Annotated in this window: 26 protein-coding genes and 1 tRNA gene; 15 read left to right on the top strand and 12 right to left on the bottom strand. The window is 65.3% G+C overall.

Going from position 1 to position 26,514, the window contains the following annotated elements:
* Nucleotides 1-65: 65 nt before the first annotated feature.
* Nucleotides 66-542, top strand: coding sequence for a hypothetical protein (locus tag MWU77_RS16430; protein WP_247274253.1), 477 nt, complete (start codon nt 66-68; stop codon nt 540-542).
* Nucleotides 543-560: 18 nt separating this feature from the next.
* On the opposite strand, the gene MWU77_RS16425 is transcribed toward MWU77_RS16430, so the two are convergent.
* The 6 genes from MWU77_RS16425 to MWU77_RS16400 are packed head-to-tail and all read right to left on the bottom strand — an operon-like array spanning nt 561 to nt 7,385.
* Nucleotides 561-1,799, bottom strand: a complete 1,239-nt coding sequence (locus MWU77_RS16425) for a VWA domain-containing protein (protein ID WP_247274252.1) — start codon at nt 1,797-1,799, stop codon at nt 561-563.
* Nucleotides 1,796-2,695: a MoxR family ATPase gene (locus MWU77_RS16420; RefSeq protein ID WP_169688554.1), complete on the bottom strand. Its 900-nt coding sequence runs from the start codon at nt 2,693-2,695 to the stop codon at nt 1,796-1,798. The genes MWU77_RS16425 and MWU77_RS16420 overlap by 4 nt, the downstream gene beginning before the upstream one ends.
* On the bottom strand, nt 2,692-3,573 hold the full coding sequence (locus tag MWU77_RS16415) for an XdhC family protein (protein ID WP_169688553.1): 882 nt from the start codon (nt 3,571-3,573) through the stop codon (nt 2,692-2,694). The genes MWU77_RS16420 and MWU77_RS16415 overlap by 4 nt, the downstream gene beginning before the upstream one ends.
* A 31-nt stretch (nt 3,574-3,604) precedes the next feature.
* Nucleotides 3,605-6,016 (bottom strand): aerobic carbon-monoxide dehydrogenase large subunit, encoded by a 2,412-nt coding sequence (locus tag MWU77_RS16410; RefSeq protein ID WP_247274251.1) that lies wholly within the window; start codon nt 6,014-6,016, stop codon nt 3,605-3,607.
* Nucleotides 6,013-6,501 carry a (2Fe-2S)-binding protein gene (locus MWU77_RS16405; protein ID WP_247274250.1) on the bottom strand — a complete coding sequence of 163 codons (489 nt, stop codon included), beginning with the start codon at nt 6,499-6,501 and terminating at the stop codon, nt 6,013-6,015. The genes MWU77_RS16410 and MWU77_RS16405 overlap by 4 nt, the downstream gene beginning before the upstream one ends.
* The gene (locus tag MWU77_RS16400) at nt 6,498-7,385 is read right to left on the bottom strand and encodes a xanthine dehydrogenase family protein subunit M (protein WP_169688550.1); all 888 of its coding nucleotides are present in this window, start codon (nt 7,383-7,385) and stop codon (nt 6,498-6,500) included. Before MWU77_RS16400 ends, MWU77_RS16405 begins: the two co-directional genes overlap by 4 nt.
* Before the next feature lie 286 nt (nt 7,386-7,671).
* Between MWU77_RS16400 and MWU77_RS16395 the strand changes: the two genes are divergently transcribed.
* From MWU77_RS16395 to gdhA, 3 genes are all read left to right on the top strand, one after another.
* On the top strand, nt 7,672-8,358 hold the full coding sequence (locus MWU77_RS16395) for a DedA family protein (protein ID WP_247274249.1): 687 nt from the start codon (nt 7,672-7,674) through the stop codon (nt 8,356-8,358).
* A 49-nt stretch (nt 8,359-8,407) separates the two neighbouring features.
* A tRNA-Arg gene (locus tag MWU77_RS16390) sits at nt 8,408-8,481 on the top strand.
* A gap of 330 nt (nt 8,482-8,811) precedes the next feature.
* The gene (gene gdhA, locus MWU77_RS16385) at nt 8,812-10,155 is read left to right on the top strand and encodes an NADP-specific glutamate dehydrogenase (RefSeq protein WP_169688548.1); all 1,344 of its coding nucleotides are present in this window, start codon (nt 8,812-8,814) and stop codon (nt 10,153-10,155) included.
* A 64-nt stretch (nt 10,156-10,219) separates the two neighbouring features.
* Here the strand turns inward: gdhA and MWU77_RS16380 are convergent, their stop codons facing one another.
* From MWU77_RS16380 to MWU77_RS16370, 3 genes are all read right to left on the bottom strand, one after another.
* Nucleotides 10,220-10,453 carry a hypothetical protein gene (locus MWU77_RS16380; RefSeq protein WP_169688547.1) on the bottom strand — a complete coding sequence of 78 codons (234 nt, stop codon included), beginning with the start codon at nt 10,451-10,453 and terminating at the stop codon, nt 10,220-10,222.
* Nucleotides 10,454-10,464: 11 nt separating this feature from the next.
* Nucleotides 10,465-11,691 carry an acyl-CoA desaturase gene (locus tag MWU77_RS16375; RefSeq protein WP_169688546.1) on the bottom strand — a complete coding sequence of 409 codons (1,227 nt, stop codon included), beginning with the start codon at nt 11,689-11,691 and terminating at the stop codon, nt 10,465-10,467.
* A gap of 62 nt (nt 11,692-11,753) precedes the next feature.
* Nucleotides 11,754-12,857: a flavin reductase family protein gene (locus MWU77_RS16370; protein ID WP_247274248.1), complete on the bottom strand. Its 1,104-nt coding sequence runs from the start codon at nt 12,855-12,857 to the stop codon at nt 11,754-11,756.
* Between the two features lie 167 nt (nt 12,858-13,024).
* On the opposite strand from MWU77_RS16370, the gene MWU77_RS16365 reads away from it, so the two are divergent.
* The 5 genes from MWU77_RS16365 (at nt 13,025) to MWU77_RS16345 (ending at nt 16,889) form a co-directional block, all read left to right on the top strand.
* Nucleotides 13,025-13,663 carry a TetR family transcriptional regulator gene (locus tag MWU77_RS16365; RefSeq protein ID WP_247274247.1) on the top strand — a complete coding sequence of 213 codons (639 nt, stop codon included), beginning with the start codon at nt 13,025-13,027 and terminating at the stop codon, nt 13,661-13,663.
* A 22-nt stretch (nt 13,664-13,685) separates the two neighbouring features.
* The gene (locus MWU77_RS16360; protein WP_247274246.1) at nt 13,686-14,555 is read left to right on the top strand and encodes an alpha/beta fold hydrolase; all 870 of its coding nucleotides are present in this window, start codon (nt 13,686-13,688) and stop codon (nt 14,553-14,555) included.
* A 41-nt stretch (nt 14,556-14,596) separates the two neighbouring features.
* Entirely contained in the window at nt 14,597-15,037 is a 441-nt protein-coding gene (locus MWU77_RS16355; RefSeq protein WP_247274245.1) for a hypothetical protein, read from the top strand.
* Between the two features lie 76 nt (nt 15,038-15,113).
* Entirely contained in the window at nt 15,114-15,935 is an 822-nt protein-coding gene (locus tag MWU77_RS16350) for an acyl-CoA thioesterase II (protein WP_247274244.1), read from the top strand.
* A 66-nt stretch (nt 15,936-16,001) separates the two neighbouring features.
* On the top strand, nt 16,002-16,889 hold the full coding sequence (locus MWU77_RS16345) for an SGNH/GDSL hydrolase family protein (protein WP_247274243.1): 888 nt from the start codon (nt 16,002-16,004) through the stop codon (nt 16,887-16,889).
* On the opposite strand, the gene MWU77_RS16340 is transcribed toward MWU77_RS16345, so the two are convergent.
* Nucleotides 16,875-18,206, bottom strand: coding sequence for an MFS transporter (locus MWU77_RS16340; RefSeq protein WP_247274242.1), 1,332 nt, complete (start codon nt 18,204-18,206; stop codon nt 16,875-16,877). The two genes, MWU77_RS16345 and MWU77_RS16340, sit on opposite strands and share 15 nt — an antisense overlap.
* Nucleotides 18,207-18,408: 202 nt before the next feature.
* Nucleotides 18,409-19,395 (bottom strand): alpha/beta fold hydrolase, encoded by a 987-nt coding sequence (locus tag MWU77_RS16335; protein WP_247274241.1) that lies wholly within the window; start codon nt 19,393-19,395, stop codon nt 18,409-18,411.
* Between the two features lie 493 nt (nt 19,396-19,888).
* Between MWU77_RS16335 and MWU77_RS16330 the strand changes: the two genes are divergently transcribed.
* Nucleotides 19,889-20,722, top strand: coding sequence for an SDR family oxidoreductase (locus MWU77_RS16330; protein WP_247274240.1), 834 nt, complete (start codon nt 19,889-19,891; stop codon nt 20,720-20,722).
* A gap of 17 nt (nt 20,723-20,739) precedes the next feature.
* Here the strand turns inward: MWU77_RS16330 and MWU77_RS16325 are convergent, their stop codons facing one another.
* The gene (locus MWU77_RS16325) at nt 20,740-21,345 is read right to left on the bottom strand and encodes a TetR/AcrR family transcriptional regulator (RefSeq protein ID WP_169688535.1); all 606 of its coding nucleotides are present in this window, start codon (nt 21,343-21,345) and stop codon (nt 20,740-20,742) included.
* Between the two features lie 239 nt (nt 21,346-21,584).
* On the opposite strand from MWU77_RS16325, the gene MWU77_RS16320 reads away from it, so the two are divergent.
* Genes MWU77_RS16320 through MWU77_RS16300 form a run of 5 tightly spaced genes read left to right on the top strand, consistent with a single transcriptional unit; the run spans nt 21,585 to nt 26,374 of the window.
* On the top strand, nt 21,585-22,397 hold the full coding sequence (locus MWU77_RS16320; protein WP_169688534.1) for an ABC transporter ATP-binding protein: 813 nt from the start codon (nt 21,585-21,587) through the stop codon (nt 22,395-22,397).
* Nucleotides 22,394-23,113, top strand: coding sequence for an ABC transporter ATP-binding protein (locus tag MWU77_RS16315; protein ID WP_169688533.1), 720 nt, complete (start codon nt 22,394-22,396; stop codon nt 23,111-23,113). The genes MWU77_RS16320 and MWU77_RS16315 overlap by 4 nt, the downstream gene beginning before the upstream one ends.
* A gap of 9 nt (nt 23,114-23,122) precedes the next feature.
* On the top strand, nt 23,123-24,001 hold the full coding sequence (locus MWU77_RS16310) for a branched-chain amino acid ABC transporter permease (RefSeq protein WP_169688532.1): 879 nt from the start codon (nt 23,123-23,125) through the stop codon (nt 23,999-24,001).
* 1 nt (nt 24,002) lies between these two features.
* Entirely contained in the window at nt 24,003-25,115 is a 1,113-nt protein-coding gene (locus MWU77_RS16305; RefSeq protein WP_247274239.1) for a branched-chain amino acid ABC transporter permease, read from the top strand.
* Nucleotides 25,112-26,374 (top strand): ABC transporter substrate-binding protein, encoded by a 1,263-nt coding sequence (locus MWU77_RS16300; protein ID WP_169688530.1) that lies wholly within the window; start codon nt 25,112-25,114, stop codon nt 26,372-26,374. Before MWU77_RS16305 ends, MWU77_RS16300 begins: the two co-directional genes overlap by 4 nt.
* Nucleotides 26,375-26,514: the final 140 nt, after the last annotated feature.

Raw genomic sequence — 26,514 nt, 5'->3', positions numbered from 1 at the left:
GGGCCGAATCTCCGTAGCGTTTCCTTCGAAGGCAGCGCTCGAACCGATTCAGGGGGTTGACGGGGATGACCTGGGAAACATACCGAGCACGGCGGGCTGTACTCGACGACGTGCTCACCCGAGCACAAGAAGATCTCGATGCGTCGCTCCGGTTCGATGAGATCCACGGCGCGATAGAGCTTTTCGGATCCCGAGACAACGTCCTGCTCACCTTGCAGCGTCATTGGACCACGCACCTCGCTGTCCGCCTCGATCAAGCGCTCGAGGACGGCACATCGCTGGACGCGGCGTATGTCCGTCTGGCGGACGAGATGCCTGCGGTTCGAGCAGTTCTCGACGCAGGCACTCGCATGTCACCGACGTTGCGAAATGTTCGACGCGGTGAGGTCGCAATGATCGAGGCCCACAAGGCGGTCGAGCGCGATACACCGCGCCCACATGGCGTGCTCCGCAGACTCCGCGAACGGGCGGCAGCGGTGAAAGCACCGGCGGCACCCATGACCACGGCAAGTCTGTGGGCAGGTAATTACGCGTGGAGGTGAGACCGAGCGCAGCGACACCTACGACACCATTGTCCCCTCGAGCGGCGATGTGCGGAGTCTCGCGAGCTGCGCACCGGCGACCACATCGATCGCGTCGTGCAGCGCATCGAGAGTGTCCGCAGGTAGCAGGGCGTCGCAGTGCGGCAGGGCCGCCGTCATCGACCCTGTTGCCGGGGCGAAATCGCGCAGACCCGCACGCGGGTTGAGCCACACCACCCGGTGCGCGCGGCGACGGATCTGTCTCATCACACGTGCCAGGTCGTCGGGATCGTCGCTGTCCCACCCATCCGACGCGATCACGACTATCGCGCCGCGCAGCACGTGGCCACGATGTGAGCGGAGGACGGAGGACAGCGATCCTGCGATGCGGGTCCCGCCGAAACGCGTCTCGACGTGGTCGTTGACGGCGTCGATCGCCTGCTCGACGGACCTGCTCTTCAACGTCGGTGTCAGGCGGGTCGCCGTGGTCGAGAATGCGAAGACCTCGGCATCTCCGGTGCGCACGACAGCGCGCATCAGGTGTAGATAGATGTCGACGTAGGCACGCATCGAGCGGCTCACGTCGCAGAACAACACGAGTCGCCGGCGACGCCGCTCAGGGCGGGTGTGGACGAGTCGTGCCGGCTCGTAGCCTGTGTACCGCGACGCCGCGATGCTCGCGCGCAGATCGAGGTGTCCGCTGTGATGCGGTGCGCGGCGGCGGCCGACCCGGGTCGGCCACGTCACCGCAGCGTGCTCGAGCCATGAGGCGATCTCTGCCAGACGAGCGGGATCGAGGTCGGAGAACCGCTGATCGGCGACCGCCTCGAGGGCGCTGGGAATCCGGTCGCCGGGTCGTGTCGCAGGCGGGGATCGGTCGTCGCTGAACGTACCGGTGACGGTGCGGGTCACCCATGGCACGTCGGACTTCCTCCCGGCTCGACGGCGGCTCACATTCGCCGGGTTCGTCGAGGGCCGAGTGTGCCCGCCGTCATGGGGTCCGGTGCGGCGAGCATGCGGATCCATCGGCACCGCACCGTGGTCGAACACCGCTGAGAACACGGCGTCGAACTTCTCGAGGTTCTCGCGTCGGTCGACGAGAGTGAGCCGCGCGGTCCAGTACAGCTGCGCACGAGTACGCGGAGGTTGCAGACGCAGCGCACGCATGAGAGTCGCGGCACCATCGACCGTGACGGGAATGCCGGATCGGCGAAGCCGATCTGCGAGCCCCACCGCGAATGCCGCCAGATCGATACCCGGGAGGAGAAAAGCGGTCACGGTGCGCCGGCCACCAAGAACTCGCTGAACGCCTCCCCCACGACGTCGCGATCGTCGGGGGTCTTGGCGAGCGCCGCCAACGACACACCGGCGCCGGGACGCGCCAGATCCGAGACACCGAGAGCCGAGAGCGCGGACACCCAGTCGATGGTCTCCGCGATGCCGGGTGCCTTGTCCAGGTCGAGTGCGCGCACGGTCGCAACGAAATCGGTGGCCCGCTCGATCAGCGCTGCACTGGCCTCCGGGACTGTGCGCCGCAGAATCGCGACGGCACGCTCACGGTCCGGATAGTCGATCCAGTGATACAGGCAGCGCCTCCGCAACGCGTCGTGCAGATCGCGACTGCGGTTGGACGTCAGCACGACCACCGGTCGCTGTGCAGCAGTGAGTGTTCCCAGTTCCGGTACGGTGACGGTGAATTCACCGAGGAACTCGAGCAGGAGAGCCTCGAATTCGTCGTCGGCGCGGTCGATCTCGTCTACCAGTAGAACAGCCGGAGCGTCACCCCGATGTCTGACGCACTGCAGGATCGGACGCTCGAGCAGGTATTCCTCGGTGTACAGGTCGTCTTCCGTCGGCGTGGTCCCGTGCGCTTCGGCAAGCCGAATCGCAAGTAGTTGACGTCGATAGTTCCAGTCGTACAACGCTTCCGAGATCGACAGTCCCTCGTAGCACTGCAATCGGATCAGTGGACTCCCCAAGATCTCTGCGAGCACCTTCGCCGCCGTGGTCTTGCCGACACCGGGTTCCCCCTCGAGAAGCAGCGGCCGGCCCAGTTCGACCGCCAGATACATTGCGCTCGCAGTGCCCTCGTCGAGGAGATGGTCTCGGGCATCGAACCGTGCGACGACATCGTCGACGTCATCGAAGGCCCACGGTCGAGCAGGGTCGGTCACGCTGCGTGTTCCTTCTGGTAGGCGCGTCGGCAACCGGGACAGCAGAACCACACGTCGGTGTCTGCGACGACGAGGTGTGGCGTCGAGTCCGTCACCGTCACCGTCATCCCGCACACCGGGTCGACTGCGGTCCGTGTCGCCGAACGGACCGTTCGCGGCGCTCGGGCGAGTTCGCCGCTACGCACCACCCGCACGATGTCGGTGACGATCGACAGCCCTATCTCCGCCGCGGTCCGCGCCCCGACATCGAGTCCCGCGGGGGTATGGATCCGGGCGCGTTCATCGGAGGTCAGCTCGAGTTCGTCGAGGACGGCGGCACCGCGTGTCCGGCTTGCGACGAGTCCGATGTACCCGGCGCCGGCATCGAGCGCGCTGCGGATCACACCTGCTTCGTCGCCGCCGTGCATCGCAAGGATCACGACCGACGCGCCCGACGGAACGGAGGATCGGTGTACCGCTTCGACCGTGTACCCGACCCGGCGGGCGAAATCCTCGACCGCCTGCGCTACCGGAGATGTGCCGGACACGGCGACCAGCGTGGGCGGCAGCTGCGGCTCGAGGAAGATCTCCATCGCCCCGCCCGACATGCAGGGGTTGACCGCAATGGTCGCACCCGGCGTCTCGGGGAATCCTTTCGAATCGGCGGGCACTACCCGCAGAAGCAGGCTTTCGCCTCGGTCGAGCACCTGCTGAGCGGCGGCACGCACCGACGACTCGGTGCACTGCCCGCCCACGAACCCTTCGATCGTGCCGTCTACGAGAACGAGCGCGCAATCACCGGAGTGCGCCGAGGTCGGTGGCTGCGCGCGCACCACGGTCGCCCGAACGAACGGGAGCCGTTTCTCGTGCAACTGTGTCTCACGGATGCTCAGATCCATTCCCGCGTCTCCTCTCGCGCCCGGACGTTCGTCAGATCGGGGGTGTCGCCCGCCCCTGCATCGCTTCCCACACCCGTGTCGGGGTCAGCGGCATGTCCGCGTGCTTCACCCCGAGCGGCTTCAACGCATCCAGGACTGCATTGACGATCGCGGGCGGCGAACCGACCGTCGCGGATTCACCGATTCCCTTCGCCCCGATCGGATGGTGCGGCGACGGGGTGACGGTGTGTCCGGTCTCCAGTGTCGGGACCTCGAGCGCGGTGGGGATCAGATAGTCCATGAACGAGCCACCGAGGCAGGTGCCGTTCTCGTCGAACGCGATCATCTCCATGAGGGCCATGCCGATTCCGTCGACGATTCCGCCGTGGACCTGCCCCTCGATGATCATCGGGTTGATGCGGGTGCCGCAGTCGTCGACGGCGAGGAATCGGCGGACCGTCACCTCGGCGGTGCCGGGGTCGATGTCGACGACGCAGAAGTATGCACCGTATGGATAAGTGAGATTTTCCGGGTTGTAACAGATCTGGGCTTCGAGACCACCTTCGAGCCCTTCGGGGAGATCGCCTGCGCCGTGCGCACGCATCGCGATGTCCTGGATCGTCACGGCCGCGGACGGGTCGCCCTTGACGTGGAACGACCCTTTCTCCCACTCCAGGTCGGCGACGGAAACCTCGAGCATGCCCGATGCGATGATCTTCGCCTTGTCTCGTACCTTGCGGGCGACGAGGGCGGCGGCCGCACCCGATACCGGGGTGGATCGGCTTCCGTAGGTGCCGAGACCGAACGGGGTGTTGTCGGTGTCGCCGTGCACGACATCGATGTCCTCGGGAGGGATGCCGATCTCCTCAGCGACGATCTGCGCGAAGGTGGTCTCGTGTCCCTGCCCCTGGCTCTGCACCGACAGCCGCACCACTGCCTTACCGGTGGGGTGGACACGCAGTTCGCAGCCGTCGGCCATGCCGAGTCCGAGGATGTCCATGTCCTTGCGGGGGCCGGCGCCGACTGCTTCGGTGAAGAACGCCATGCCGATACCCATGAGATCGCCGCGGGAACGCCGCTCTGCCTGTTCGCGGCGCAGGTCCTGGTAGCCGATCATGTCCATGGCCTTGCGCATCGTTGTCTCGTAGTCGCCCGAGTCGTACTTCCAGCCGGTCTTGCTGGTGTAGGGGAACTGGTCGGGCCGCAGCAGGTTCTTCAGCCGTAGCTCCGCCGGATCCATCCCGAGGTCGAATGCGAGGCAGTCGACGAGTCGTTCGACGAAGTACACGGCCTCGGTGATCCGGAACGAACACGCGTACGCGACGCCGCCGGGCGCCTTGTTCGTGTAGACGGCCGTCATGTGACAGTAGGCCGCGTCGATGTCGTAGCTTCCGGTGAACACGCCGAAGAACCCGGCCGGATACTTCACGGGCGCGGCGGTGGCATTGAAGGCGCCGTGATCAGCAAGGACCCGCGATCGGATCGCAAGGATCCTGCCGTCCTCGGTCGCTGCGATCTCGCCGACCATGATGTAGTCACGCGCGAAACCTGTGCTCATCAGGTTCTCGCTGCGATCCTCCATCCATTTGACCGGCTTGCCCAGAATGAGCGATGCAACGATCGCACCCACGTAACCGGGGTAGATCGGCACCTTGTTGCCGAATCCACCGCCGATGTCGGGTGAGATCACTTGGATCTTGTGTTCGGGCAGGCCGGCGACCAGCGCATACAGCGTGCGATGGGCGTGCGGTGCCTGGGATGTCGACCAGAGCGTCAGCTTTCCGGTGACCCGGTTGTAGTCGGCTACGGCACCGCACGTCTCCATCGGTGCTGGGTGTACTCGGGGATAGACGATCTCCTGACGGGTGATGACGTCGGCTCGCGCGAACACCGCATCGGTCGCGGCGGCATCGCCGGCTTCCCAGTCGAAGCAGTGGTTGTCGGTCTTGCCGTCGAGGTCGTCCCGGATGACGGGCACATCGGGCGACAGGGCAGTGCGGACATCGACGACCGGATCGAGGATGTCGTAGTCGACATCGATGAGTTCGAGCGCATCGCGGGCAGAGTAGCGGTCCTCCGCGACGACGAACGCGACTTCCTGTCCGTGGAACCGCACCTTGTCGGTGGCGAGTACTGCCTGCACGTCGTTCGACAGGGTCGGCATCCACGCCAGGCCCTTCTCTGCGAGATCGGCGCCGGTGATGACGGCCTTGACCAACGGGTGCGCCAATGCCGCGGAGGTGTCGATGCCGTTGATCCGAGCATGCGCGACCGGGGAGCGCAGCACCGCGAGATGCAGCATGCCCGGCAGCTGGACATCGTCGACGTAGTGTCCCTGGCCCCGGATGAACCGGGGGTCCTCCTTGCGGAGCATGCGACCGTGACCGCAGGGCTTGTGGTCGTTGTCCGCAGTTGCCGGATTCTCGGTTTCTTGGACTCCGGAGTCCGAGTCGACAGCGGTCATGACGTGGCCTCCGCGTTCCGCTCCGAATGTGCGTTCTCGGCCGCCCAGCGCACCGAGCGGACGATCGTGGTGTAGCCGGTGCACCGGCATATCTGTCCGGAGATCGCCTTGCGGATCGTGGCTTCGTCCGGGTCGGGGTCGCGGTCGAGCAGCGCACGGGCCGTGATCATCATGCCTGGCGTGCAGAAGCCGCATTGGAGTCCGTGACACTGCATGAATCCCTCCTGCACCGGGTCGAGGACGCCGTCCTGCTCGAGGCCCTCGACGGTCCGCACATCGTGGCCTGCGGTCATCGCAGCGAGTGTCGTGCAGGACTTGACGGGTTCGCCGTCGATCGCGACGACGCACGTTCCGCAGTTACTGGTGTCGCACCCCCAGTGGGTTCCGGTCAGCCCCAGGTGGTCACGGAGGAAATGTACGAGCAGCGTGCGTGGTTCGACGTCGGCCTCGACGTCTTGACCATTGACGGTCATCGAGATTCTCATCGATGTCGATTCCCTTCGAGCAAGTCGAGTCGTTCGGCCGCGCGGCGCAGTGTCCGTACGGTCAGTTCCGACGCGAGGTGACGCTTGTATTCGGCGGTGCCACGCTGGTCTGATTCCGGCGAGCAGGCAGCCGATGCAAGTGCTCCGGCGTCGCGGAAGAGCTCTTCCGTCGGGGCGCTGCCGTGAAGCAGATCTCCGATCGCAGCGAGGGCATCGTCATCGGCGCGGACTGCCGTGAGTCCGATGCGGGCGTCGGAGAACACGCCGTCGGCAATCCACACCGCGGCGCCTACCGCAGCGACGGCCCAGTCGCCTGCGCGACGCTCCACCTTCGCGTAGGCGCTCGAGCAGGGCCCCTTGCGTGGCAAGCGGATCTCGACGAGAAGCTCGTTCGGAGCCACCGCTGTTTCATACGGGCCGAGATGGAACTCTGCGAACGGCAGCTCACGCACCCCCGACGGACCGCGAACGACACATACGGCGTCGAGTACCGAGCACACCGTCGAGAGATCCTCGGCCGGGTCGGCCTGACACAGCGAGCCGCCGATCGTGCCACGATTGCGCACCACCGGATCCGCGATCACTTCCTCTGCGTCCCGGAAGATCGGGAACACGGCGGCGAGGTCGTCGGATTCGAGCAGTACACGGTGACGGGTGAGCGCTCCGATTCGGACCGACTCCGGCTCGATCTCGAGATACGCGAGTTCGTCCAGATCGTTGATGTCGATCAGATACTCAGGATTGGCGAGCCGGAGCTTCATCATGGGCAGGAGACTGTGCCCGCCGGCAACGACTCGGGCTTCCTCCCCCAAGCGGTCCAGCAACGCTATGGCGTGCTCCACGCCGGTAGCACGCTCGTATTCGAAAGGGCCCGGAACCTGCATGTCCCACTCCCGACCTAGGTGAATCAAGCCACACCGGTCGCGCCGATGCATCCCCATATCCCGTGCCGCCCAGGGTAGTGCCGATCTCCGAGCTCCGCGCCGAAATCGGACTTTTGCGACCAACCTCGTTCCGATACCCGACGAGAGTGCTGATGATCACATCTCAATGTGCGATCGAGGGCTGCACCAGAGACCGAGATCGGGGGTCACCCTGATGTGTTCACCCTTGACTACGAATACCGTGGAAGCAGCAACCTCGTGACCCGACAGGAGCATCACCGCCTCAATGGACGTGATCAACGAATTCATCATCGGCCAGGCAGCAGCCCTGTGGGTCTATCCACTCTTGTTCTTCGTCTGCATCCTCGACGGTTTCTTCCCTCCGGTACCGAGCGAGACCATCCTGGTCACCCTCGGGTCACTCTCGGGTTCCACGGGCAAGCCGTATCTGTGGGCGGTCATTCCCCTCGCAGCACTGGGCGCAATCGTCGGCGACAACATCGCTTACACGATCGGACAGAAGGTCGGTACCGAGCGGTTCGCGTGGATGCGCAAACCCAAAGCCCGAGCAGCGTTCGCCTGGGCTCGCAGGGGACTCGACAAGCGCGGAGCCGCGATCATCATCACGGCCCGGTACATCCCGATCGGCCGGATCGCGGTGAACATGACCGCGGGGGCGACACGCTACCCGCGCAAGAAGTTCGTGCCGCTGACCATCATCGGAGGGATCACCTGGGCGGTGTACTCGTCGATGATGGGGCGTCTCGTGGGCGGGTTCTTCCACGAGCAACCGCTACTCGGTGCGGTGGTCTCGATCTGCGTCGCGGTACTGCTGGGCATCGGGGTCGACCACGTGATGCAAAGGTTGCAGAGCGACAAGGCAGATGCGAGCGACGACGTGTCGATTCGCGACGCCACCGAGACCGGCGACGTCGGGGATTCCGGAGAACCGGGACCCACCCGCGCCCTGTAGTCGACCCTGCCTGCACCCGACACCGCGGTCCCGTTAAGATTCTGGCCGCGCCCCCGTAGCTCAGCTGGATAGAGCAAGAGCCTTCTAATCTCTAGGTCGCAGGTTCGAGTCCTGCCGGGGGCACCCACATCCCAAGAACCTCACCAGACCGGACTCGCTCGAACGGGCAAGACGCCCTGCATCGCACCGTACGCACTGGTCACAGCCATGCATCACTTCGAAGTATCGAGACGTTCATTCGCGCGCGCCGGTAGACTCGTACGTGCTGCTCGAGCACCCGACGCGATCGAGAACATGCGTCCCGTGCGCCTCACAGACTCTCATTTCCACGTTCCTCGACAGCTGTGTTCCTTCTCGCACAAGCGGACCGGATTACCAGACAGTATTGGTCGGCCCCTATAGTTCACGACGTAAATACGGTGTAACAGTCTTCTCACAGTCAGGTAGGTGGGCGTGTCGACCTCGGACCGCATCGAAGAGATCTACGAACAGGTCAAGGCCCGCAACGCGGGTGAACCCGAGTTCCATCAGGCTGCGGCCGAGGTGTTCGAGTCTCTGCACGTCGTACTGGAACGGCACCCGTCCTACTTCGATTCCGGGCTCATCGAGCGTCTCTGCGAGCCTGAGCGGCAGATCATCTTCCGCGTGCCGTGGATCGACGACAACGGGCAGGTGCACGTCAACCGCGGCTTCCGCGTGCAGTACAACAGCGTGCTCGGTCCCTACAAAGGCGGACTGCGCTTCCACCCGAGCGTCAACCTCGGCATCGTCAAGTTCCTCGGCTTCGAGCAGATCTTCAAGAACGCGCTCACCGGCCTGCCCATCGGCGGCGGCAAGGGCGGCTCGGACTTCGATCCCAAGGGTCGCTCCGAGCAGGAGATCATGCGCTTCTGCCAGTCGTTCATGACCGAGCTGCACCGCCACATCGGTGAGTACACCGACGTTCCCGCAGGCGACATCGGCGTTGGCGGCCGCGAGATCGGCTACCTGTTCGGTCAGTACAAGCGTCTGACGAACTCGTACGAGTCGGGTGTCCTCACCGGCAAGGGCCTCACCTGGGGCGGATCGCAGGTCCGCAAGGAAGCCACCGGCTACGGCGTCGCGTACTTCGTGGCCGAGATGGCCAAGGCACGTGGCTACTCGCTCGAGGGATCGACCGCTGTGGTGTCGGGCTCCGGCAACGTCGCGATCTACGCGATCGAGAAGATCCATCAGCTCGGCGGCAAGGTCGTCGCGTGCTCGGACTCGTCGGGTTACATCTACGACAAGAACGGCATCGACTGTGCGCTGCTGAGGGAGATCAAGGAAGTCCGTCGCGGCCGCATCTGCGAGTACGCAGACGAGCGCACCGACGCCGAGTTCTTCGCCGAAGGCAACATCTGGACCGTGCCGTGCGACGTCGCACTCCCCTGCGCCACCCAGAACGAACTCGACGAGGATGCCGCCAAGACCCTCGTCAAGAATGGCGTCAAGGTCGTCGCCGAGGGCGCGAACATGCCGACCACCCCGGGCGGTATCTCTGTGTTCCGTGAGGCGGGTGTCCGTTTCGCTCCCGGCAAGGCAGCCAACGCAGGCGGCGTCGCCACCTCCGCGCTGGAGATGCAGCAGAACGCCTCGCGCGATTCGTGGCACTTCGACTACACCGATGAGCGTCTCGCAGGCATCATGGCCGACATCCACGGTCGTTGCATCGAGACCGCCGCCGAGTACGGCAAGCCGGGTGACTACGTGCACGGCGCCAACATCGCCGGCTTCGTGAAGGTGGCCGACGCGATGTTCGCGCTCGGCGTCATCTGACGAAGGTCGCAGACCTGCTGTGGAGCCCCGCAGCCCTGGTGGTCGTCCACCAGGGCTGCGGGGCTTACTGCTCGTCGCGGTTCTCGTCCTTGCCGAAAACCTCGTCACTGCGATGATCACTGCGCGCCTTCCGTGAGGCTTCGCGCATCTCGATTCCTTCGGTGATCAGGTCACCTATTTCACGGGTCACGTCGCGGACCGCGCCGGCGATGATGCTGGCGATGGCCCCGACATGTGTCGCCGTCGATTCGGTGACCTCCTGGATCACGTCCTTGTTTCGCTCGAATCTTCCAACCATGCCGGATCCCCTCACGCGTTGTCCCGCGCGAGAGTACCCGCCGTCTCGATTCCGCGCTCGGAACTGGGCGCCCGATCGAGGAACACCGTCGTCTCCGGCTCCGGCGACACCAGCGAAGGCGGAAGAGCGAACCGGAAGATCTTCCGCCAAACGGACGAGACCTGCGCGAACAGGCCGCCGGTGTTGTAGGGCAATCCGTGCTTCTCGCACAGCGCTTGCACCTGCGGTGCCAGCTCCGGATACCGGTGCGCCGGCAGATCCGGGAACAGGTGGTGTTCGATCTGATGCGACAGGTTGCCCGACATGATGTGGAACAACGGGGTGCCGGTGATGTTCGCGCTCCCCAGCATCTGACGGACGTACCACTCGCCGCGTGTCTCGTTCGCGGTCTCTTCCTTCGAGAAGGACTGCACTCCCGACGGGAAGTGGCCGCAGAAGATGATCGAGAAGGTCCACAGGTTGCGGACCAGGTTGGCGGTCGCATTCCCGACCAGTGTCGGAACGAACATCGGGCCGCTCAACAACGGGAACGCGATGTAGTCCTTGACCACCTGACGCCGCACCTTGCGCCACCAGCCCTTCGCCAGTGGGATCACGTCGCGCCAGTTCCGTTCACGCGAGACCAATCGCTCCACCTCCGCGTCGTGGAGCATCACCCCCCATTCGAACAAGAGCATCAAAGCTGTTGCATACAATGGGTTTCCGAGGTAGTACGGATGCCACTTCTGCGCGGGGTCCATCCGAAGGATCCCGTATCCGATATCCCGATCCTTCCCCACGATGTTGGTGTAGGTGTGATGCATGTAGTTGTGCGAGTGCCGCCACTGATCCGACGGACAGACCGTGTCCCATTCGAAGGTGCGAGAGTTCAGCGACGGCTCGCGCATCCAGTCGTACTGGCCGTGCATCACGTTGTGGCCGATCTCCATGTTGTCGAGAATCTTCGACACACTGAGCGCGGCGACACCGGCCACCCACGCCGGAGGGAAGAAGCCGAGGAACAACAGTCCACGACCGGCCACCTCGAACCCCCTCTGGGCCTTGATGATCCGGTAGATGTAGTCGCGATCCTCGGCGCCGAGCGAGGCAACGGTACGCTCCCGCAGCGCGTCCAGTTCGCGTCCGATCTCGTCGATCTGATCGCGATCGAGCACGATCGGTTCCGCGACGGCGGGTTCCGCACGGCTGCGCGACAGGAACGGCAGAAACGGGATCGCCGGAATGGTCAATCCGAACATGCTGTCCTCCAATGTGTTCGGTTCTCAAATGAATTGTCGTCTGTGTTCGACTGTGGTTTTCGTCAGAGCTCGACGGTGACGTTGCCGATCGGCGCGCTAACACAGATCTGGATGCGCGCGCCCGGTTCGGAGTCGGTCTCGCCCGTCCTGATATCGCGCGTGCATCCGGACGACCGGATCGCGGTGCAGGTGTGACAAATTCCCATGCGGCAGCCGTGTTCCGGTGTGAGTCCCGCATTCTCGGCCTGCTCCAGAACAGTCGCGCCACTGTTCGCAGCGACGATTCCGGATTCGGCGAACGACACCGACCCCGACACATCGTCAGGGTCGACGACGTATGCGGGCGGCGTGAACTCTTCGGTGTGCAACAGCTCCGTGGAGCCGGTCTCGGCATACAGCTCGCGCACTCTCCCGACCAATCCGGACGGCCCGCATACATAGGTAGGGGTGTCGGCGAACCACGGTGCGACCGCATCGAGGTGCGCGCGTTCGAACCGACCGCGCAGGTGCCCACCCTCGCCACGGGTATGGACCAGCACGACCTCGACGTTGGGAAGCGAGGACAGTGCATCGAGTTCTGCGCGGCGGGGGACGTGCCCCGGACTACGCGCGTAGTGCACGAACGTGACCGCGGTCGCGCCGCTTTCAGCAAGCGATCCCAACATCGACAACACGGGAGTGATACCGGACCCGCCGCTGATCATCAGCAGACGCGAGGGTCGCGACTTCGGGAGCACGAAGTCCCCCGCGCCGTCACCGACTTCGACAATATCTCCGACCCGCGCGTGTTCCGCGAGATGACCCGATACGAGCCCTCCGTGCCGCGTACCGACGGTGAACACCATCTCGCGCGATCCAGGCATGATCGCAGGTGAGAACGTACGCACGTGCCGCACTCCATCGATCACCATGGCGAAATGGACGTGTTGCCCCGGAACGAACCGGCAGGGCCGTGCTGGCCGTACTGCCAGCGTCGTCGATCCGTGCACACTTGTATCGATATGGGTGATCCTCGCCCGATTCGACGCGGTCGCGAGCAGCGGGTCGGCAAGTTCCAGGTAGCGGTCGAGATGGTGCGGTGAGGACAGTGCACCAAGCGCTCCGACCAGGAGTTTTCTGGCTTTTCCTCTGATTGGGGCACGGCTCGGCGCTTGGGTCGAGGTCATGGTGTCCACCCTTCCTGATCCGGAGGCGCTATTTCAGTGCACATTCGTACACTGAACTCAGTGTGCCAGGAGCGGACCGGACGCTGTCAACCCTGCTGTGACAGCGGTAACACCCCACGAGGGGGCGACACGACCGCGCAACACGCCGCCTGCCTACACTCGGGACCGTGCCCGTAGCCTCCACCCCTGAACCGACCAGCCGGGCCGAACGCAAGGAGCGCACCCGCCAGGCGATCCTCGACGCCGCGCTCGAGTTGTCCTCGGACCGCAGTTTCGCGAGCGTGAGCCTGCGCGAGGTGGCCCGATCGGTCGGCATCGTGCCCACGGCGTTCTATCGCCATTTCGCGTCGATGGAGGAGCTCGGCGTCGCACTCGCCGACGACACCATGCGGTTGCTGCGCTCCGTCCTGCGCGACGCGCGTCGCAATCCGGGCCCTTCCAACGCCCAAGCATCGCTGGCCGCACTACTCGGGCAGGTGCGCGACCACGAACTCGCCTTCCGATTTCTCGCGCGCGAACGTCACGGTGGTCACCCGGAAGTGGCGCGGGCCTTCACGGTCGAACTGCGCCTGCTCACCCGCGAACTCGCAGTCGACCTCGCCCGTATCCCCCAACTCGCCGGATGGGAATCCGACGATCTCGAGATGGCCGCCGACCTGCTCGTCACTTCCATGTTCGAAGTCGTGTTGGACCTGCTCGCCGTCTCCCCCGGACGCGCCGCAGAAGCGGAGGTCCTCACGCGCGCAGAGAAGCAGATGCGCCTGATCATGCTCGGAATGGCCGCGTGGAATCCGCTCCACGACTGACTTCGGGACGTACCGTTGAAGGGTGCCCGAAACAGTAGCGTGCGATTCAGCAGGGTTCGAGTCGACTGCCGTCACGCTCGGCGACCTGACCTTCGACGTCCGGTCCGCGGGCCCGAACGACGGACCACCGATCGTACTGCTGCACGGTTTCCCCCAGACCTCGCGGTGCTGGAACGCGGTGGCCGAGGAACTTGTCCGCAACGGTATGCGGGTACTGCTACCTGATCAGCGCGGCTACTCCCCCGGCGCCCGCCCGACCGCGGTCACGGACTACAGGATCGATCACCTGCGCGCGGATGTTCTCGGAATTCTCGACGCATTCGATGTCCACGACGCGCACATCGTCGGACACGACTGGGGTTCGTCGGTCGCATGGCACGTGGCGGCACATCATCCCGCGCGGGTGCGATCACTGACCGCACTGTCGATTCCGCACCTGGCTGCGTTCGGAGCGGCGTTGCGCGAAGACGAGGACCAGAAAGCACGCTCGACGTACTTCTCCCTGTTCCGTGAAGCCGGCAAGGCCGAGCACGTCCTGCTCGCCGACGACGCGCACCGGTTGCGCGCCCTCTACGGCGAAGGAGTAGCAGCCGACGCAGTCGACGAATACGTGCGCGTGCTCCGGCGACCGGGCGCGCTCACCGCCACCCTCAACTGGTATCGGGCGATGACCCCCGACACCGGCGCGCTCCCTCCGGTGAAGGTCCCCACCACCTACATCTGGAGTACCGATGATGCCGCGGTCGGCCGGTTCGCCGCGGAACTCTGCGGTCACTACGTCGACGCCGACTACACGTTCGAGGTGCTCGACGGCGTATCGCACTGGATCCCGGACGAAGCTCCCGGTGCCGTCACGGCCGCCATCGGCCACCAGGTGGGACAAAGTCGATGAGGAGACAAGGTCGATGAGGAACTGCCGGTGAGGAGATCACCATGAAACGGGGCGCGCTGTTGCTGGTTGTGTTGATCGCGGCTGCTGTGGCAGCGTTCTTCATTGCGTGGGACGGGCCGAAGGACCCACCTCTGCGCACCCTCGACAACAGCGCGTTCGTCCTGGACGGGCAGTCCACGACCTGCGCCGCCCTGTTCCGCAAGCCATGTGATTACGAAACCCAGCTCGAATACAACCGTCGGGGCACGGATCTCGACACCTTCGTGGACTCGACCGACCTCGGGCCGTGGGGTAACTCCTTGCCCTTCGCGGACGCGGCCGAGCTGGCCCTGCAAGCATGCGTGTACTCACGCACGGCGGGAATGACGGTCCTCGAGTTCATCGAGCTGGGGCAGCGCACGCACCCGGACGCCGGATCCGTCGAGCTCACCCCCTTCTGGAACAAAGCACGTCAGGAACTGTGCGCCACACCGTGGCAGTGACCAATGCGCCACACCTGCCGACCCACTTACCCGGGCGGGAATCGAGGAGCACCGCCGACTCTGGTTTCATGACGTCATGCCCGAAACCGAGAACGCCGTCCACGTCTTCGACGCCGCTGTAGAGCTCACCGCCATCGATGCGGGTCGTTATACCGGAAACACCCACCCCGCGTACGCGAACATGGTCGGCCCTTTCGGCGGTGTCACGGCCGCCACGATGCTGCAGGCCGTCCGGCTTCATCCCGAGGTTCTCGGGACACCGCTGTCACTGACGGTCAACTTCGCCGCGGCGATCGCGTACGGGGAGTTCGAGGTTGTCGCCCGGCCGGTGCGCACCAATCGCTCGAGCCAGCACTGGGTGGTCGAGCTGACCCAGGGCGGGTCTGTCACGACCACCGCTACCGCGGTGTTCGGCAATCGTAAGGACACCTGGGCATCGACCGAGCTCGCCGCGCCCACCGCACCACCTGCGGACGAGGTGGCGGCCACCCCCTTCCCCGATTTCGTTGCATGGGTCAAGAACTACGAGATGCGGTTCGTCGAGGGCCCGATTCCCGGCGCCGACGCCGCCCCGCACCCCGATTCCACCTCCACCCTCTGGGTCCGTGACGAGCCCGCGCGCCCACTCGACTTCACCTCTCTGACCGCCCTGTGCGACGTGTTCTATCCCCGCGCGTTCCTGCGCCGCGGCCACGCGCTCCCCGCAGGCACGGTGACGCTGACGATCTACTTCCACGCGGACGCCGCCGAGATCGAAGCCCAGTCGGATCATCCGATCCTCGCCACAGCCCGCAGCAATCGATTCGGGAAGAACTACTTCGACCAGACCGCGCACCTGTGGGGCTCGGACGATACCTTGCTCGCAACCTCCCACCAACTGGTGTATTTCAAGGCATAACGCACGAATCCCTGACAGCCCCGGCGCCCCCCGTCATGATGGAACGATCGGACAACAGGGGGTCACATGCGCCGATCATCGATGTGGGGTCGCGCGGCTGCGGCCACCGTCGCGGTGGTTGCAGCCACTGCAGGGAGTGCGGTGGCGCCGGCACCGGCGTCGGCTCAGCCGTCCTACAATTCGTATGTCGCCTTGGGTGATTCGTTCGTCGCCGGCCCGGGTATCCCACCGCAGGGCTCGGACCCCGAGTGTGGCAGATCCGCCGTCAACTATCCGAGCCTGGTTGCGGAAGCGATCGGCGTCGGCGACTTCGTCGATGCGTCGTGCGGCGGTGCCGTCTCGGAAGATCTCCGGGGCACTCAGGTCGCCGCGATCACCCGGGCCGACATTGCACCGCAATACGACGCATTGCGGCCCGACACCGACCTGGTGACGGTCGGGATCGGCGGGAACGACATCGGCCTCGTACAGCTGGCCATTTCCTGCATCAACTTCGCCTCGCCCCCGCAAGGTCGGTCCTGCGCGAAAGGCGATCCCGACCGGCCCGATTCGTACGACGTCGCGATCGATGCCTTCGCACCCACGTACACCACGATCGTCGAAGAGATCCAGGCGCGGTCGCCGCACGCAGACATCCTGTTCGTCGGCTACCCGACCGGGATCCGTGACGGTGGCTGCTTTCCGGAACAACAGATGTGGCCGCAGGACGCCACATATCTGCAGTCCAAGATCGACCGGCTCAACACGGTGATGGCCGAGCAGGTCGTCGGCGCCGGAGCTCGATTCGTCGACCTTCGCACATCGACGATCGGGCACGACGCGTGCGCCACCCCCGAGCAGCGATGGATGGAAGGGATCCTTCCGACATCTCCGGGTATCCCACTGCATCCCAATGCAGCGGGCCATCGCAATGCGGCGGAGCAGGTGGTCGGCGCACTCTCAGCGAACGACTGAGCGTTCCGGTGCACGCACCGCGAGCAGCGCGACCAGGCCCGACGCCAGCACGAGGAGAAGCCCCACGATGCCCGCCCGGTCCGCGCCGAACGCCCACGCGAAGAATCCGAACAGTGTCGGCGCCAGGAACGACACCGCGCGACCCGTAGTGGCGTAGAGGCCGAACAACTGCCCTTCTCGACCGACCGGGGTGATGCGGACGAGGAACGTACGCGCCGACGACTGCGCGGGGCCGACGAACAAGCACAACAGAAGTCCGAATATCCAGAACATCAACGGCCCGGACACCACCAACAGCACCGCACCCACCGCGATCATCGAAACCAACGAGGCGACGATGACCGCCTTCGGTCCGACTCGATCGTCGATGCGGCCTGCCGCGAGCGCACCGAGCGCCGACACCACGTTCGCAGCCACACCGAACAACAACACGTCGGCGGCGCTGATCTCGTACACGGTGACAGCAAGGACAGCGCCGAACGTGAACACCCCGGCGAGCCCGTCACGGAACAAGGCCGAGGCGCCGAGAAAACCCACGGTGCGCCGGTCCTCGTTCCACAGTTCCTTCAGGTCGCTCCACAGCACACGGTACGACTCGGCGAAACCGACCCGTCGTTCGTCGTCGGCGCGTTGATGCGGCTTTTCGGGGACTGCGAACAACACGGGTAGGGCGAACACCGCGAACCACACCGCAGCGAGCAACGCCACCAGCCGGATGTTGAGTCCGCCGTCGGTGGTGATCGACAGAAATCCTCGGGAGTCGCCGTCGCCTGCAATGAATCCCGTATAGCACAGCAGGAGCAGCACGATCCCACCGAAGTAGCCCATGGACCAGCCGAATCCGGAGACCCGACCGATGTTGTTCTTGGTAGAGACCTGGCTGAGCATCGCGTTGTACGGAACATTGGCGAGTTCGAAGATCACCGAGCCGGCACCGAGGAGTACCAGTCCGAGCCACAGGTAGTGGTGGTCGTCCCGAACGAAGAACATTCCGGCCATCAACACCACCGTCACGAAGGTCAGAACCCCCAGTGAGCGCTTCCGCCGTCCGGTCGCGTCGTACTTCTGCCCCGACACGGGCGCGAGTACGGCGATGGCGAACCCTGCGATGCCGAGCGCCCAACCGAGCCAGGTACTCGCGGAGATCGACCCGGGAAGATCGTCCCCGACGGCATCGGTCAGGTACACCGAGAACACGAAGGTGAGGATCACCGCGTTGAACGCTGCCGAGCCCCAGTCCCACAGGCCCCACGCGAAGACCTGCCGCCGTGTCGCGTCAGCACCCTTGCCGGGTCTCACGTCCGTGTCTGTGTTCATGTCTCGCAGCTTATGAGTGACCGGGCGCCGATGCGACTGCGCGCTCCAGAACTAGTCTTTTGTGCCGATGATCCGTGCTTTCACGTCGCTGGTCGAAGAACTCGGTCGAGATACCGCACCCGCCGCTGTCGCCTGTCCGCCGATGCACCAGGTGCCGATGCCCCCGGAATGAAACTCACTCGAACTGGATCTTGCCCCATCGTCATTGGGTCAGGACATGGTCGTCGAGGAACTGCTGTGTCATCTCGGCAATCGCCGCGGCGTGGGCGTGGAACAAGTAGTGGTGGCCGCCCATGATCGTGACCGGCTGGATCGCCGGGTTGCTGACCGCCGCACGATGCGCGGGTTCCCATTCCGGTTCCACCTCGAGTGTGGAGGCGGCGAGGATCGACAGTGCAGGCAGCGTCGGAGGGAACACGAAACTCTCGGCTGCCTGGACGTTCTCCGCGTTCCATGCCATCTCGTCCAGCACGGTCGGGTTCAGCACCCACGAGTACGCACGCAGGTACAGGTCCTGCTGCTCCGGGGTGTACTCGTCCGCGCCACCGAGGCTCTCCCGGTAGTCGGCCACCAGTCCCAGGTAGTCGGTGCTCTCGTCCAGGGCGATCAGGTCCCGGGTGCCACCGACAGCGTTGACGCCGGCCATCCAAGTCGGCCAGTCCGGGGAGCTCTGGGCGCCGTCGGCGGTGAAACGCTCGTCGTCCAGGCCCACCACTGCGGAGACCTCGTCCGGATGGTGGGTGACCCACCACATCGCGTATAGACCCGAAATCGAATGGGGCATCAGGACGTAGGGACCATCGAGTCCTAGCTCGCGGAGCGCGGCCCGGGTCTCGTCGACGATCGCCTCGCTGGTTCGTGGGGCGTCGGTGCCGCCGCTCAGGCCCAGCCCGAAAGGCTCGACCGTGACGACCGTGTTCTGCCCGGCAAGGCGCTCGGCCAGCGGAGCGAACCCGAGGATCGGTTCCGGCGTGGCCAGGCCGGGCATCAGGACGATGGTCCGTGGTCCCGAGCCCTGGACCGCGACGCTCATCCGGTGTCCGTCGACCTCGACGTACCGATGTTCGGGGCCGATCAGTTGCTCGATCGCGTGCTTGTCGCGCGGCGTCTGCCACCAGTGAACCGTCGTCGAAATAGCCACGGCAACAACAACTACCGAGACCAACCCGAAGAAGGTCCAGCGCACCACACGAAGTAGCCTGCGTCGTGGNNNCGTGGCTTCGGCGGCGCCGAAGCCACTTCCGCATTCGTCCGATCGTCGGTCTGTATTCCTGATTCCACCGCGGCGGTGGACGGATCGGGCCTCCCCTGTGTTCCCATTCGACCAACCTAACCGACGCCATTCCCGCGGCAGAGCGTTTTACTACATTGCGTAGTAAACGGCGCGCTCAGAGTTTGCGGTCGACGCCTTCGATCTCACCCCTTCCACCCATCGGGCAGCTCGCCACACTGCAGTCGCTGCACCCCTGCAGTGGGCGTGGTACGTCAACGGCGGACTCACCGGGGTGGACCCGGCGAAATTCGTGACATTCGCCGGTTACATCGAGCCGCGAGATCTGCCCCAATGCCAACACCCTGGAATATTCTCTCGATCAGTACGATTCGACGATCAAGGAGAAGACCTTGGCCGACCCCTGCGCAGCAGACCCACGCTGGCTCCAGATCCTCGAGAACGGTCGGCGATGAGGCGCATTCATGCGGGCGCGGTTGTGACGGGTGCGGGTCGTGGTCTGGGCAAGCAGATCGCCGCTCTCCTCGTCGAGTGCGGCTACCAGGTTCTGGTCACCGACGTCGACCCTGCCACTGCACAGGACACGGCCGACGAACTCGGCGGCGGCACCATGGCCCTTGCCGTGGACGTCCGTGAGCACACCCAGGTCGAGGCCGCGCGCGACGCGATCGTCGAGCGCGCGGGACGCCTCGATGTGTGGGTGAACAACGCCGGAGTCCTGCTCACCGGCCCGGCCTGGGAACAGGACGAAGCGAACCGCCGGCTGATGCTCGAGGTCAACGCACTCGGCACGATCAACGGGACCGTTGCCGCCATTACTGCCATGCGAGACACCGGCAGTGGCCACGTGGTCAACATCGTCTCGCTCGCCGGCCTGACCGCCGTGCCCGGCGAAGCGGTGTACGCGGCGTCCAAACACGCAGCTCTCGGATTCAGCCTGAGCACCATGGCCGATCTCCGGTCCCGCGGCATCACGAACATCGACATCTCCTGTGTCTGCCCGGACGGCATCTGGACACCGATGCTGCACGACAAGCTGGACGATCCGGCCTCGGCGCTGTCGTTCTCAGGAAAGCTGCTGGGGGTCGACGACGTCGTCGATGCGGTGCGCTCCGTGCTCGACAAACCTCGACTCGTCACCACGATTCCGCGTTGGCGTGGAGTCGTCGCCCGGTTGGGCGACGCGCTGCCCCGATTCGGCCTCGCAGCCGTCCCACTCATGGTCGCACAGGGCCGTCGTGTCCAGAAGAAGCTGAGAACCACGGGCGGACCGCGCAACTCGTGAGCCCGACCGGACCCGCATCATCCCAATGCGACGTGAACAGCTGCTGCCAGGAGCGCGGAGACCGACTGGCGCATGACCGCGACCGCTTCGTCCACGGTGAGCTCGTATTCGTCGCGCAGCACCGACCATGATGCCCAGGTGGAGGCAATCCCGAGCGCCTGCACTGTCCGGGTGCGGCGGTGACGAGTCAAGAGGGTGAGCTCGCGCGCAAACAGGACCTCGATCTCGTCGGTCACACGATTGATGTGCAGCAGTCGATTCGCACGGAGCTGTGGCGAGACCGATTCACGAAGCCCAGCGGCCCGCGCCTGCGGCGCAACGTATTCGAGTAGCCGCGCCCGCTGAGCGCAGAACGCCTCGATCCGGTCAGGAAGAGGCAGCTCCGGAGCCACCGGAACGAACTGGGAATCCTGACGGCGCAAGACCTCCTCTCCTGTCGCAGCGAACAATGTTTCGAGATCGCTGAAGTTGGCCCACAGTGCGCGAAGTGAGACCCCCGCAGCCTCGGCAATCTGACCGCCGGTCGGCTTCAGTTCGCCACCCTCGATGAGCCGGATGTGCGCCTCGATGACCAACCGGCGGGTGCGCTCGGCACGGGCGGTCCGGCCGTCGGAGCCGTTCATCCCCACACTTCCTCGTTTCGTTCGTGACACCTCTGGATCCCACACAGTCTGCCAGCGGAGCGGACGCACGGCCGCATACTTCGCGCCTGGCTGGACCACGCTGAATACCAAACTTTCGTCGGACAGTAGGAATCTACACTGTCAGTGTTGTAATCTTTCGGCTAACGTGATGTCGATCTCAACTTCAACATGATTCGCACCCATCATTCGCGGATCACAAATCAGAAGGTGCATCGCAAGTGCAGCTACAGACTCTTTCTCGCACCGACAGTGCCGATACCGCGCGCCTCGAACTGGCCGGTATCGGAGTTCGCTTCGGAGGTATCGTCGCCCTCGACGACGTCTCCCTGCAGGTCCCCGCCGGATCCGTCGTCGGGATCATGGGGCCGAACGGCGCAGGCAAGACCACATTGTTCAACGTCATCTGCGGGTTCATCCGCCCCGGCGACGGCACCATGTCGCTCGACGGGAAGCCGTTCACTCCCGTCCCACACCGACTCGCCGCCCGAGGCGTCTCCCGGACCCTGCAGGGCCTCGGCCTGTTCGCCGGACTCACCGCCGTCGAGAACGTCGCCGCAGGCGCCTCCGGGCGACATCGTTCGCCGTTCGTCGCCGGCATGCTCGGACTACCCCCCGCAGCCCACCGCAATCGACAGGCCGTCGCCGACGCCTCGAACCTGCTCGACGAACTCGGCATCGGCAGCTACGCACATACCCTCCCGCCTGCGCTTCCCTATCCGGTCGCAAAGAAGGTCGCGATCGCGCGCGCACTCATCTCCGACCCCACCCTCCTACTTCTGGACGAACCCGCCGGCGGACTCGACCAGACCGATATCGACGACCTGCGTGAACTCATCAGAGCTCTGCCGCAGCGCGCAGACAGCGTCGTCTCCGTCATGCTCGTCGAGCACAACGTCGACCTGATCATGTCGGTGTGCGACCACATAGCGGTCCTCGACTTCGGCCGGGTGATCTCGCAAGGCACACCCGACGAGATCAAAGCCGATCCCGTGGTTGCCCAGGCGTACCTCGGCGACCGGGAGGCTTCATGAGCACTCCACTGCTCCAGGTCGAAAACCTCACGGCAGGTTACGGTCCCGTGCCAGTCCTCCACGACGTCTGCTTCGAGGTACCCGCAGGCACGATCGCTGCTGTGGTGGGTCCCAACGGCGCAGGCAAGACGACACTGCTGCGCGCACTCTCCGGGTCACTCCCTGCCATCCAAGGCACGATCAGTGTCTCAGGCACGTCTCTGGTCGGGGTACCCACCGAGAAGCTCGTGCACCACGGTGTAGCCCACGTACCCGAAGGACGCGGCGTGATCGGCGAACTCACCGTCGACGAGAATCTCCGGCTCGGCGGCCTGTGGCGAAAGGACCGCGCCGACGCCGCCCGCGCAGTCGCCGAGATGTACGAGATGTTCGAGCCGCTCTCCCGGCGCCGCGACAGCTCGGGGCACCAACTCTCCGGCGGGGAACGACAGATGCTCGCGATCGGCCGCGCACTCGTCGCACGACCGACGTTGCTCCTGCTCGACGAACCCTCACTCGGCCTCGCCCCGCGCATCGTGGACCTGATCATGACCACCCTGCGCGACCTGCGCGACCGCACCGGACTCACGGTCGTACTCGTCGAGCAGAACGTCCACAGCGCTCTCCCCGTCGCCGATCAGGCGATCGTGCTGTCACTGGGGCGCGTCACGGTCGCCACATCCGCCGCGGAACTCGCGCACGACCCCGAGTTCCGCACCGCATACCTGGGTTTCTGAGGAGACACCATGGACAGATTCCTGTTTCTCACCGTCGATGGTCTCGCCCGCGGAGCCGTCTTCGCTGCGTTCGCCCTCGCGCTCGTCCTCATCTGGCGCGGGACCCGGGTGATCAACTTTGCGCAGGGTGCGATGGCAGCAGCCACGACCTACATCGCATACTCGGTCACCTCCGCGACGGGGTCGTATTGGTACGGCCTCATCGCCGCCATCGCAGGCGGATTCGTCCTCGGCGGGCTCGTCGAACGGGTGCTCATGCGCCGCCTCGACACCAACCGCCCCTTGGCCGCCGTCATCGTTGCGCTCGGTGTGGTGATGGTGCTGCATGCAGTGCTCGGCATGATCTACGGCAACGACTTCCGTCCGATGCAACTGCCGTTCAGCCGCGAACCGTTCCGGTTCGGCGACGTCGCCGTGCTCTCCCCCTACGACCTGTTCGTGTTCATCACGGTCGGCATCGTGGTCCTCGCGTTGGCGTACCTGTTCACACGGACCGACACCGGCCTGAAGATGCGCGCCTCCGCGTTCGCACCGGACGTGTCGCGGCTGCTGGGTGTGAAGGTCTCGGCGATGCTCACCCTCGGCTGGGCCCTGGCCGGCGCCGTCGGAGCCCTGGCGGCTCTGCTGGTCGTCCCCACCGAACTCGGACTCAACCCACACGCCGTCGACCTCGTGTTCATCTTCGCGTTCACGGCAGCGGTGATCGGCGGACTCGACAGCCCGGTCGGCGCAGTCATCGGTGGCCTGGTCACCGGCCTGCTGCTCGGCTACGTCAGCGGATACCTCAGCGGGAGCATCGCGCCCCTCGCCGTGCTCCTGGCGTTGCTCGGAGTCCTCCTGATCCGACCCCAGGGCATCTTCTCCGGCACAGCGACAAGGCAGGTCTGACATGTCGTCGACACAACTCGCCACATCCGTGACCCGCACGGCATTGATCGTCGGCGCGACCGCAGTGGTGATCGTCGCGGTCTTCGTCCTACCGCCGTTCCGCAACTACCAACTGGCCACGATCGCCGCGTACGTGTGTGCCACAGCGGGATTGACGGTACTCATCGGGCGCAACGGTCAGCTCTCCCTCGGCCACGGAGCGCTGATGGCATGCGGCGCTTACACATTCGCACTCACCGCCAACAGTATGGGCGATGCGGGCGCCACCGGGATCGCCGTACTGCTCGTCCCCCTGGCCGCCGCGGTCGTCCTCACCTCGGTCGTGGGAGTGATCGTCGGTGCGGCCGCCGCACGGTTGCACGGCCCGTATCTCGCTGGTCTCACCCTCGCCCTCGTCGTCGCGATCCCGTCGATCACCACCACGTTCTCGGGTCTGCTCGGCGGAGATCAGGGACTGTGGGCGTACGTCGAAGGCCCACCGAGTGGGATCGCCGCCTTGTTCACCGTCGAACAGTGGCATGCCACCATCGCGGTTCTCGCTGCGGCAGTGACCGTCCTCGCGCTGTCCAACCTGACCTCCGGCGAATTCGGGCGACGGATGCAGGCTGTGCGCGACGACGAGATCGCCGCCCGACTCTCCGGAATCGACGTCACCCGCACCAAGATCGCCACCTTCGTGGCGAGCTCCGGAGCCGCGGGACTCGGCGGCGGCGTTCTGGCGATGGTGACGCAGAGCGCGTCGCCCGGTGCATTCGGTGTGACGTTCTCCCTGTTCCTGCTGATGGGCGTGGTCATCGGCGGCCTCGGTTCCCTGCTCGGCGCGGTGTGGGGTGCGGTGCTGCTCGTCGTGCTGCCCGCACTCGTTGCGGCAGTCACCGATTCTCTGCACATGTCGCCGGCGCTGGCCGAGCGCCTCGACGGCAATCTCGCGATCGCACTGTTCGGCCTTGCCGTGATCGCCGTCGTTCTCGTAGCTCCCGCAGGCCTTCAGGGTCTGCTCTCACGCGCTGTGCACGCCGTGTCACCGCGCGGGCGCGCCCCGCGCCACCGATCGGGTTCGGTTCCCGCGCCCGTTCCCGTCTCCACCACACCGAAAGCTGAGGCACACCGATGATCAGATCCCGGCGACACTTGATCCCGATCGTCGCACTCGCGGCGACCGCGGCTCTCACCGCAGCCGGATGCGGCAGCGGCACCAGCGCGACGGGCGGCTCCGCAGGCGAGGGTGACACCACCGGTATCACCGACACGTCGGTGCTCATCGGCACCCACATGCCGATGACCGGGCCCGCTGCGGCCGGCTACTCGAAGATCCCGGCCGCAACCCAGGCGTACTTCGACCACGTCAACGAGCAGGGAGGTGTGCACGGACGCACCATCGAATACAAGGTGCTCGACGACGGCTACAACCCGGCGAACACCCAGCAGGTGGTGCGCGAACTGGTGCTGCAGGACCAGGTCTTCGCGATCCTGGGCGGACTGGGCACACCCACACACTCGGGCGTTCTCGATTTCCTCGACACCAACGGCGTGCCCGACCTTTTCGTCGCGTCCGGGTCGCGGACCTGGAACCAGCCCGACAAGTACCCGCTGACCTTCGGATACAACGCCGACTACACGGTCGAAGCGAAGGTCATGACCGACTACGTCGACAAGAACCTTCCCGACAAGAAGATCTGCACGTTCGGCCAGGACGACGACTTCGGAGCCGACTACCTCGACGGGGTCGAGCAGATCGTCGGTGCCGAGAACGTCGTCGAACGCCAGACCTACTCCACGAGCAACACCAACGTCGCACCCCAGATCGGAGCCCTTCAGGCCGCGGGATGCGAGGTGGTCATGCTCGCCACGATCCCCGGATTCACCGCGCTGGCGATCGGCACCGCGGGTCGTCTGGGGTTCGCTCCGCAGTGGACCACCGCGTCGGTCGGCGGTGACCTCGTGACATTGTCCAAGACGCTCGGTGAGGCCGCTCCCCTCGCGGAAGGCCTGCTGAGCACCAACTATCTGCCGTCGCACTTCAGTGAAGACGACGAGTGGACCACCCTGTTCCGGGAGATCAACGACAAGTACAACGGCGGGGCCGAGTTCGACGGCAACATCGTCTACGGAATGTCGATGGCGCATCTGTTCGTGCAGGCGCTCGAAGCTGCCGGTGAGAACCCGACCCGCGAATCGATCGTCGCCGCGATCACCGAGAACGGGTTCGACGGACCGAACCTCGTCCCGTTCCGCTTCTCGGCCGATGACCACGCTGGGGCAGGCGGGGCGCGTATCAACCAGGTCCGGGGCGGGATCCAGGAGTACATGGGGCCGTCGTACACCACCACCGACACCCCCGGCGACCCCGTCGTCGAGTACGCAACGGGATAGGTGTCACTCCGGATCGGGTCTCTGGGTGCGGGGTCGGTCGACGTCGGGGGCGACCGACCCCGTTCTCGTTCGACCGGAATCCGAGATCGGACAAGACCTGCTTTCTCGGACCAGAAGACCGGTCGCCGACCTGCCCATTC

This window comes from Rhodococcus sp. F64268, assembly GCF_023015605.1.
Taxonomy (GTDB): domain Bacteria; phylum Actinomycetota; class Actinomycetes; order Mycobacteriales; family Mycobacteriaceae; genus Rhodococcus.
The sequence above is the reverse complement of the archived record's forward strand: the minus strand, read 5'-3'. Positions and strand labels throughout refer to the sequence as shown.

What these genes read in the sequence shown, in the direction of transcription:
- MWU77_RS16300 (WP_169688530.1), top strand. Translation starts at nt 25,112, where the DNA reads ATGATCAGATCCCGGCGACACTTGATCCCGATCGTCGCACTCGCGGCG.
- MWU77_RS16310 (WP_169688532.1), top strand. Translation starts at nt 23,123, where the DNA reads ATGGACAGATTCCTGTTTCTCACCGTCGATGGTCTCGCCCGCGGAGCC.
- MWU77_RS16395 (WP_247274249.1), top strand. Translation starts at nt 7,672, where the DNA reads ATGGACGTGATCAACGAATTCATCATCGGCCAGGCAGCAGCCCTGTGG.
- MWU77_RS16345 (WP_247274243.1), top strand. Translation starts at nt 16,002, where the DNA reads ATGCGCCGATCATCGATGTGGGGTCGCGCGGCTGCGGCCACCGTCGCG.
- MWU77_RS16325 (WP_169688535.1), bottom strand. Translation starts at nt 21,345, where the DNA reads ATGAACGGCTCCGACGGCCGGACCGCCCGTGCCGAGCGCACCCGCCGG.
- MWU77_RS16330 (WP_247274240.1), top strand. Translation starts at nt 19,889, where the DNA reads ATGAGGCGCATTCATGCGGGCGCGGTTGTGACGGGTGCGGGTCGTGGT.
- MWU77_RS16375 (WP_169688546.1), bottom strand. Translation starts at nt 11,691, where the DNA reads ATGTTCGGATTGACCATTCCGGCGATCCCGTTTCTGCCGTTCCTGTCG.
- MWU77_RS16405 (WP_247274250.1), bottom strand. Translation starts at nt 6,501, where the DNA reads ATGAGAATCTCGATGACCGTCAATGGTCAAGACGTCGAGGCCGACGTC.
- MWU77_RS16305 (WP_247274239.1), top strand. Translation starts at nt 24,003, where the DNA reads ATGTCGTCGACACAACTCGCCACATCCGTGACCCGCACGGCATTGATC.
- MWU77_RS16370 (WP_247274248.1), bottom strand. Translation starts at nt 12,857, where the DNA reads ATGACCTCGACCCAAGCGCCGAGCCGTGCCCCAATCAGAGGAAAAGCC.
- MWU77_RS16355 (WP_247274245.1), top strand. Translation starts at nt 14,597, where the DNA reads ATGAAACGGGGCGCGCTGTTGCTGGTTGTGTTGATCGCGGCTGCTGTG.
- MWU77_RS16315 (WP_169688533.1), top strand. Translation starts at nt 22,394, where the DNA reads ATGAGCACTCCACTGCTCCAGGTCGAAAACCTCACGGCAGGTTACGGT.
- MWU77_RS16380 (WP_169688547.1), bottom strand. Translation starts at nt 10,453, where the DNA reads ATGGTTGGAAGATTCGAGCGAAACAAGGACGTGATCCAGGAGGTCACC.
- MWU77_RS16415 (WP_169688553.1), bottom strand. Translation starts at nt 3,573, where the DNA reads ATGGATCTGAGCATCCGTGAGACACAGTTGCACGAGAAACGGCTCCCG.
- MWU77_RS16430 (WP_247274253.1), top strand. Translation starts at nt 66, where the DNA reads ATGACCTGGGAAACATACCGAGCACGGCGGGCTGTACTCGACGACGTG.
- MWU77_RS16350 (WP_247274244.1), top strand. Translation starts at nt 15,114, where the DNA reads ATGCCCGAAACCGAGAACGCCGTCCACGTCTTCGACGCCGCTGTAGAG.
- MWU77_RS16410 (WP_247274251.1), bottom strand. Translation starts at nt 6,016, where the DNA reads ATGACCGCTGTCGACTCGGACTCCGGAGTCCAAGAAACCGAGAATCCG.
- MWU77_RS16340 (WP_247274242.1), bottom strand. Translation starts at nt 18,206, where the DNA reads ATGAACACAGACACGGACGTGAGACCCGGCAAGGGTGCTGACGCGACA.
- MWU77_RS16400 (WP_169688550.1), bottom strand. Translation starts at nt 7,385, where the DNA reads ATGCAGGTTCCGGGCCCTTTCGAATACGAGCGTGCTACCGGCGTGGAG.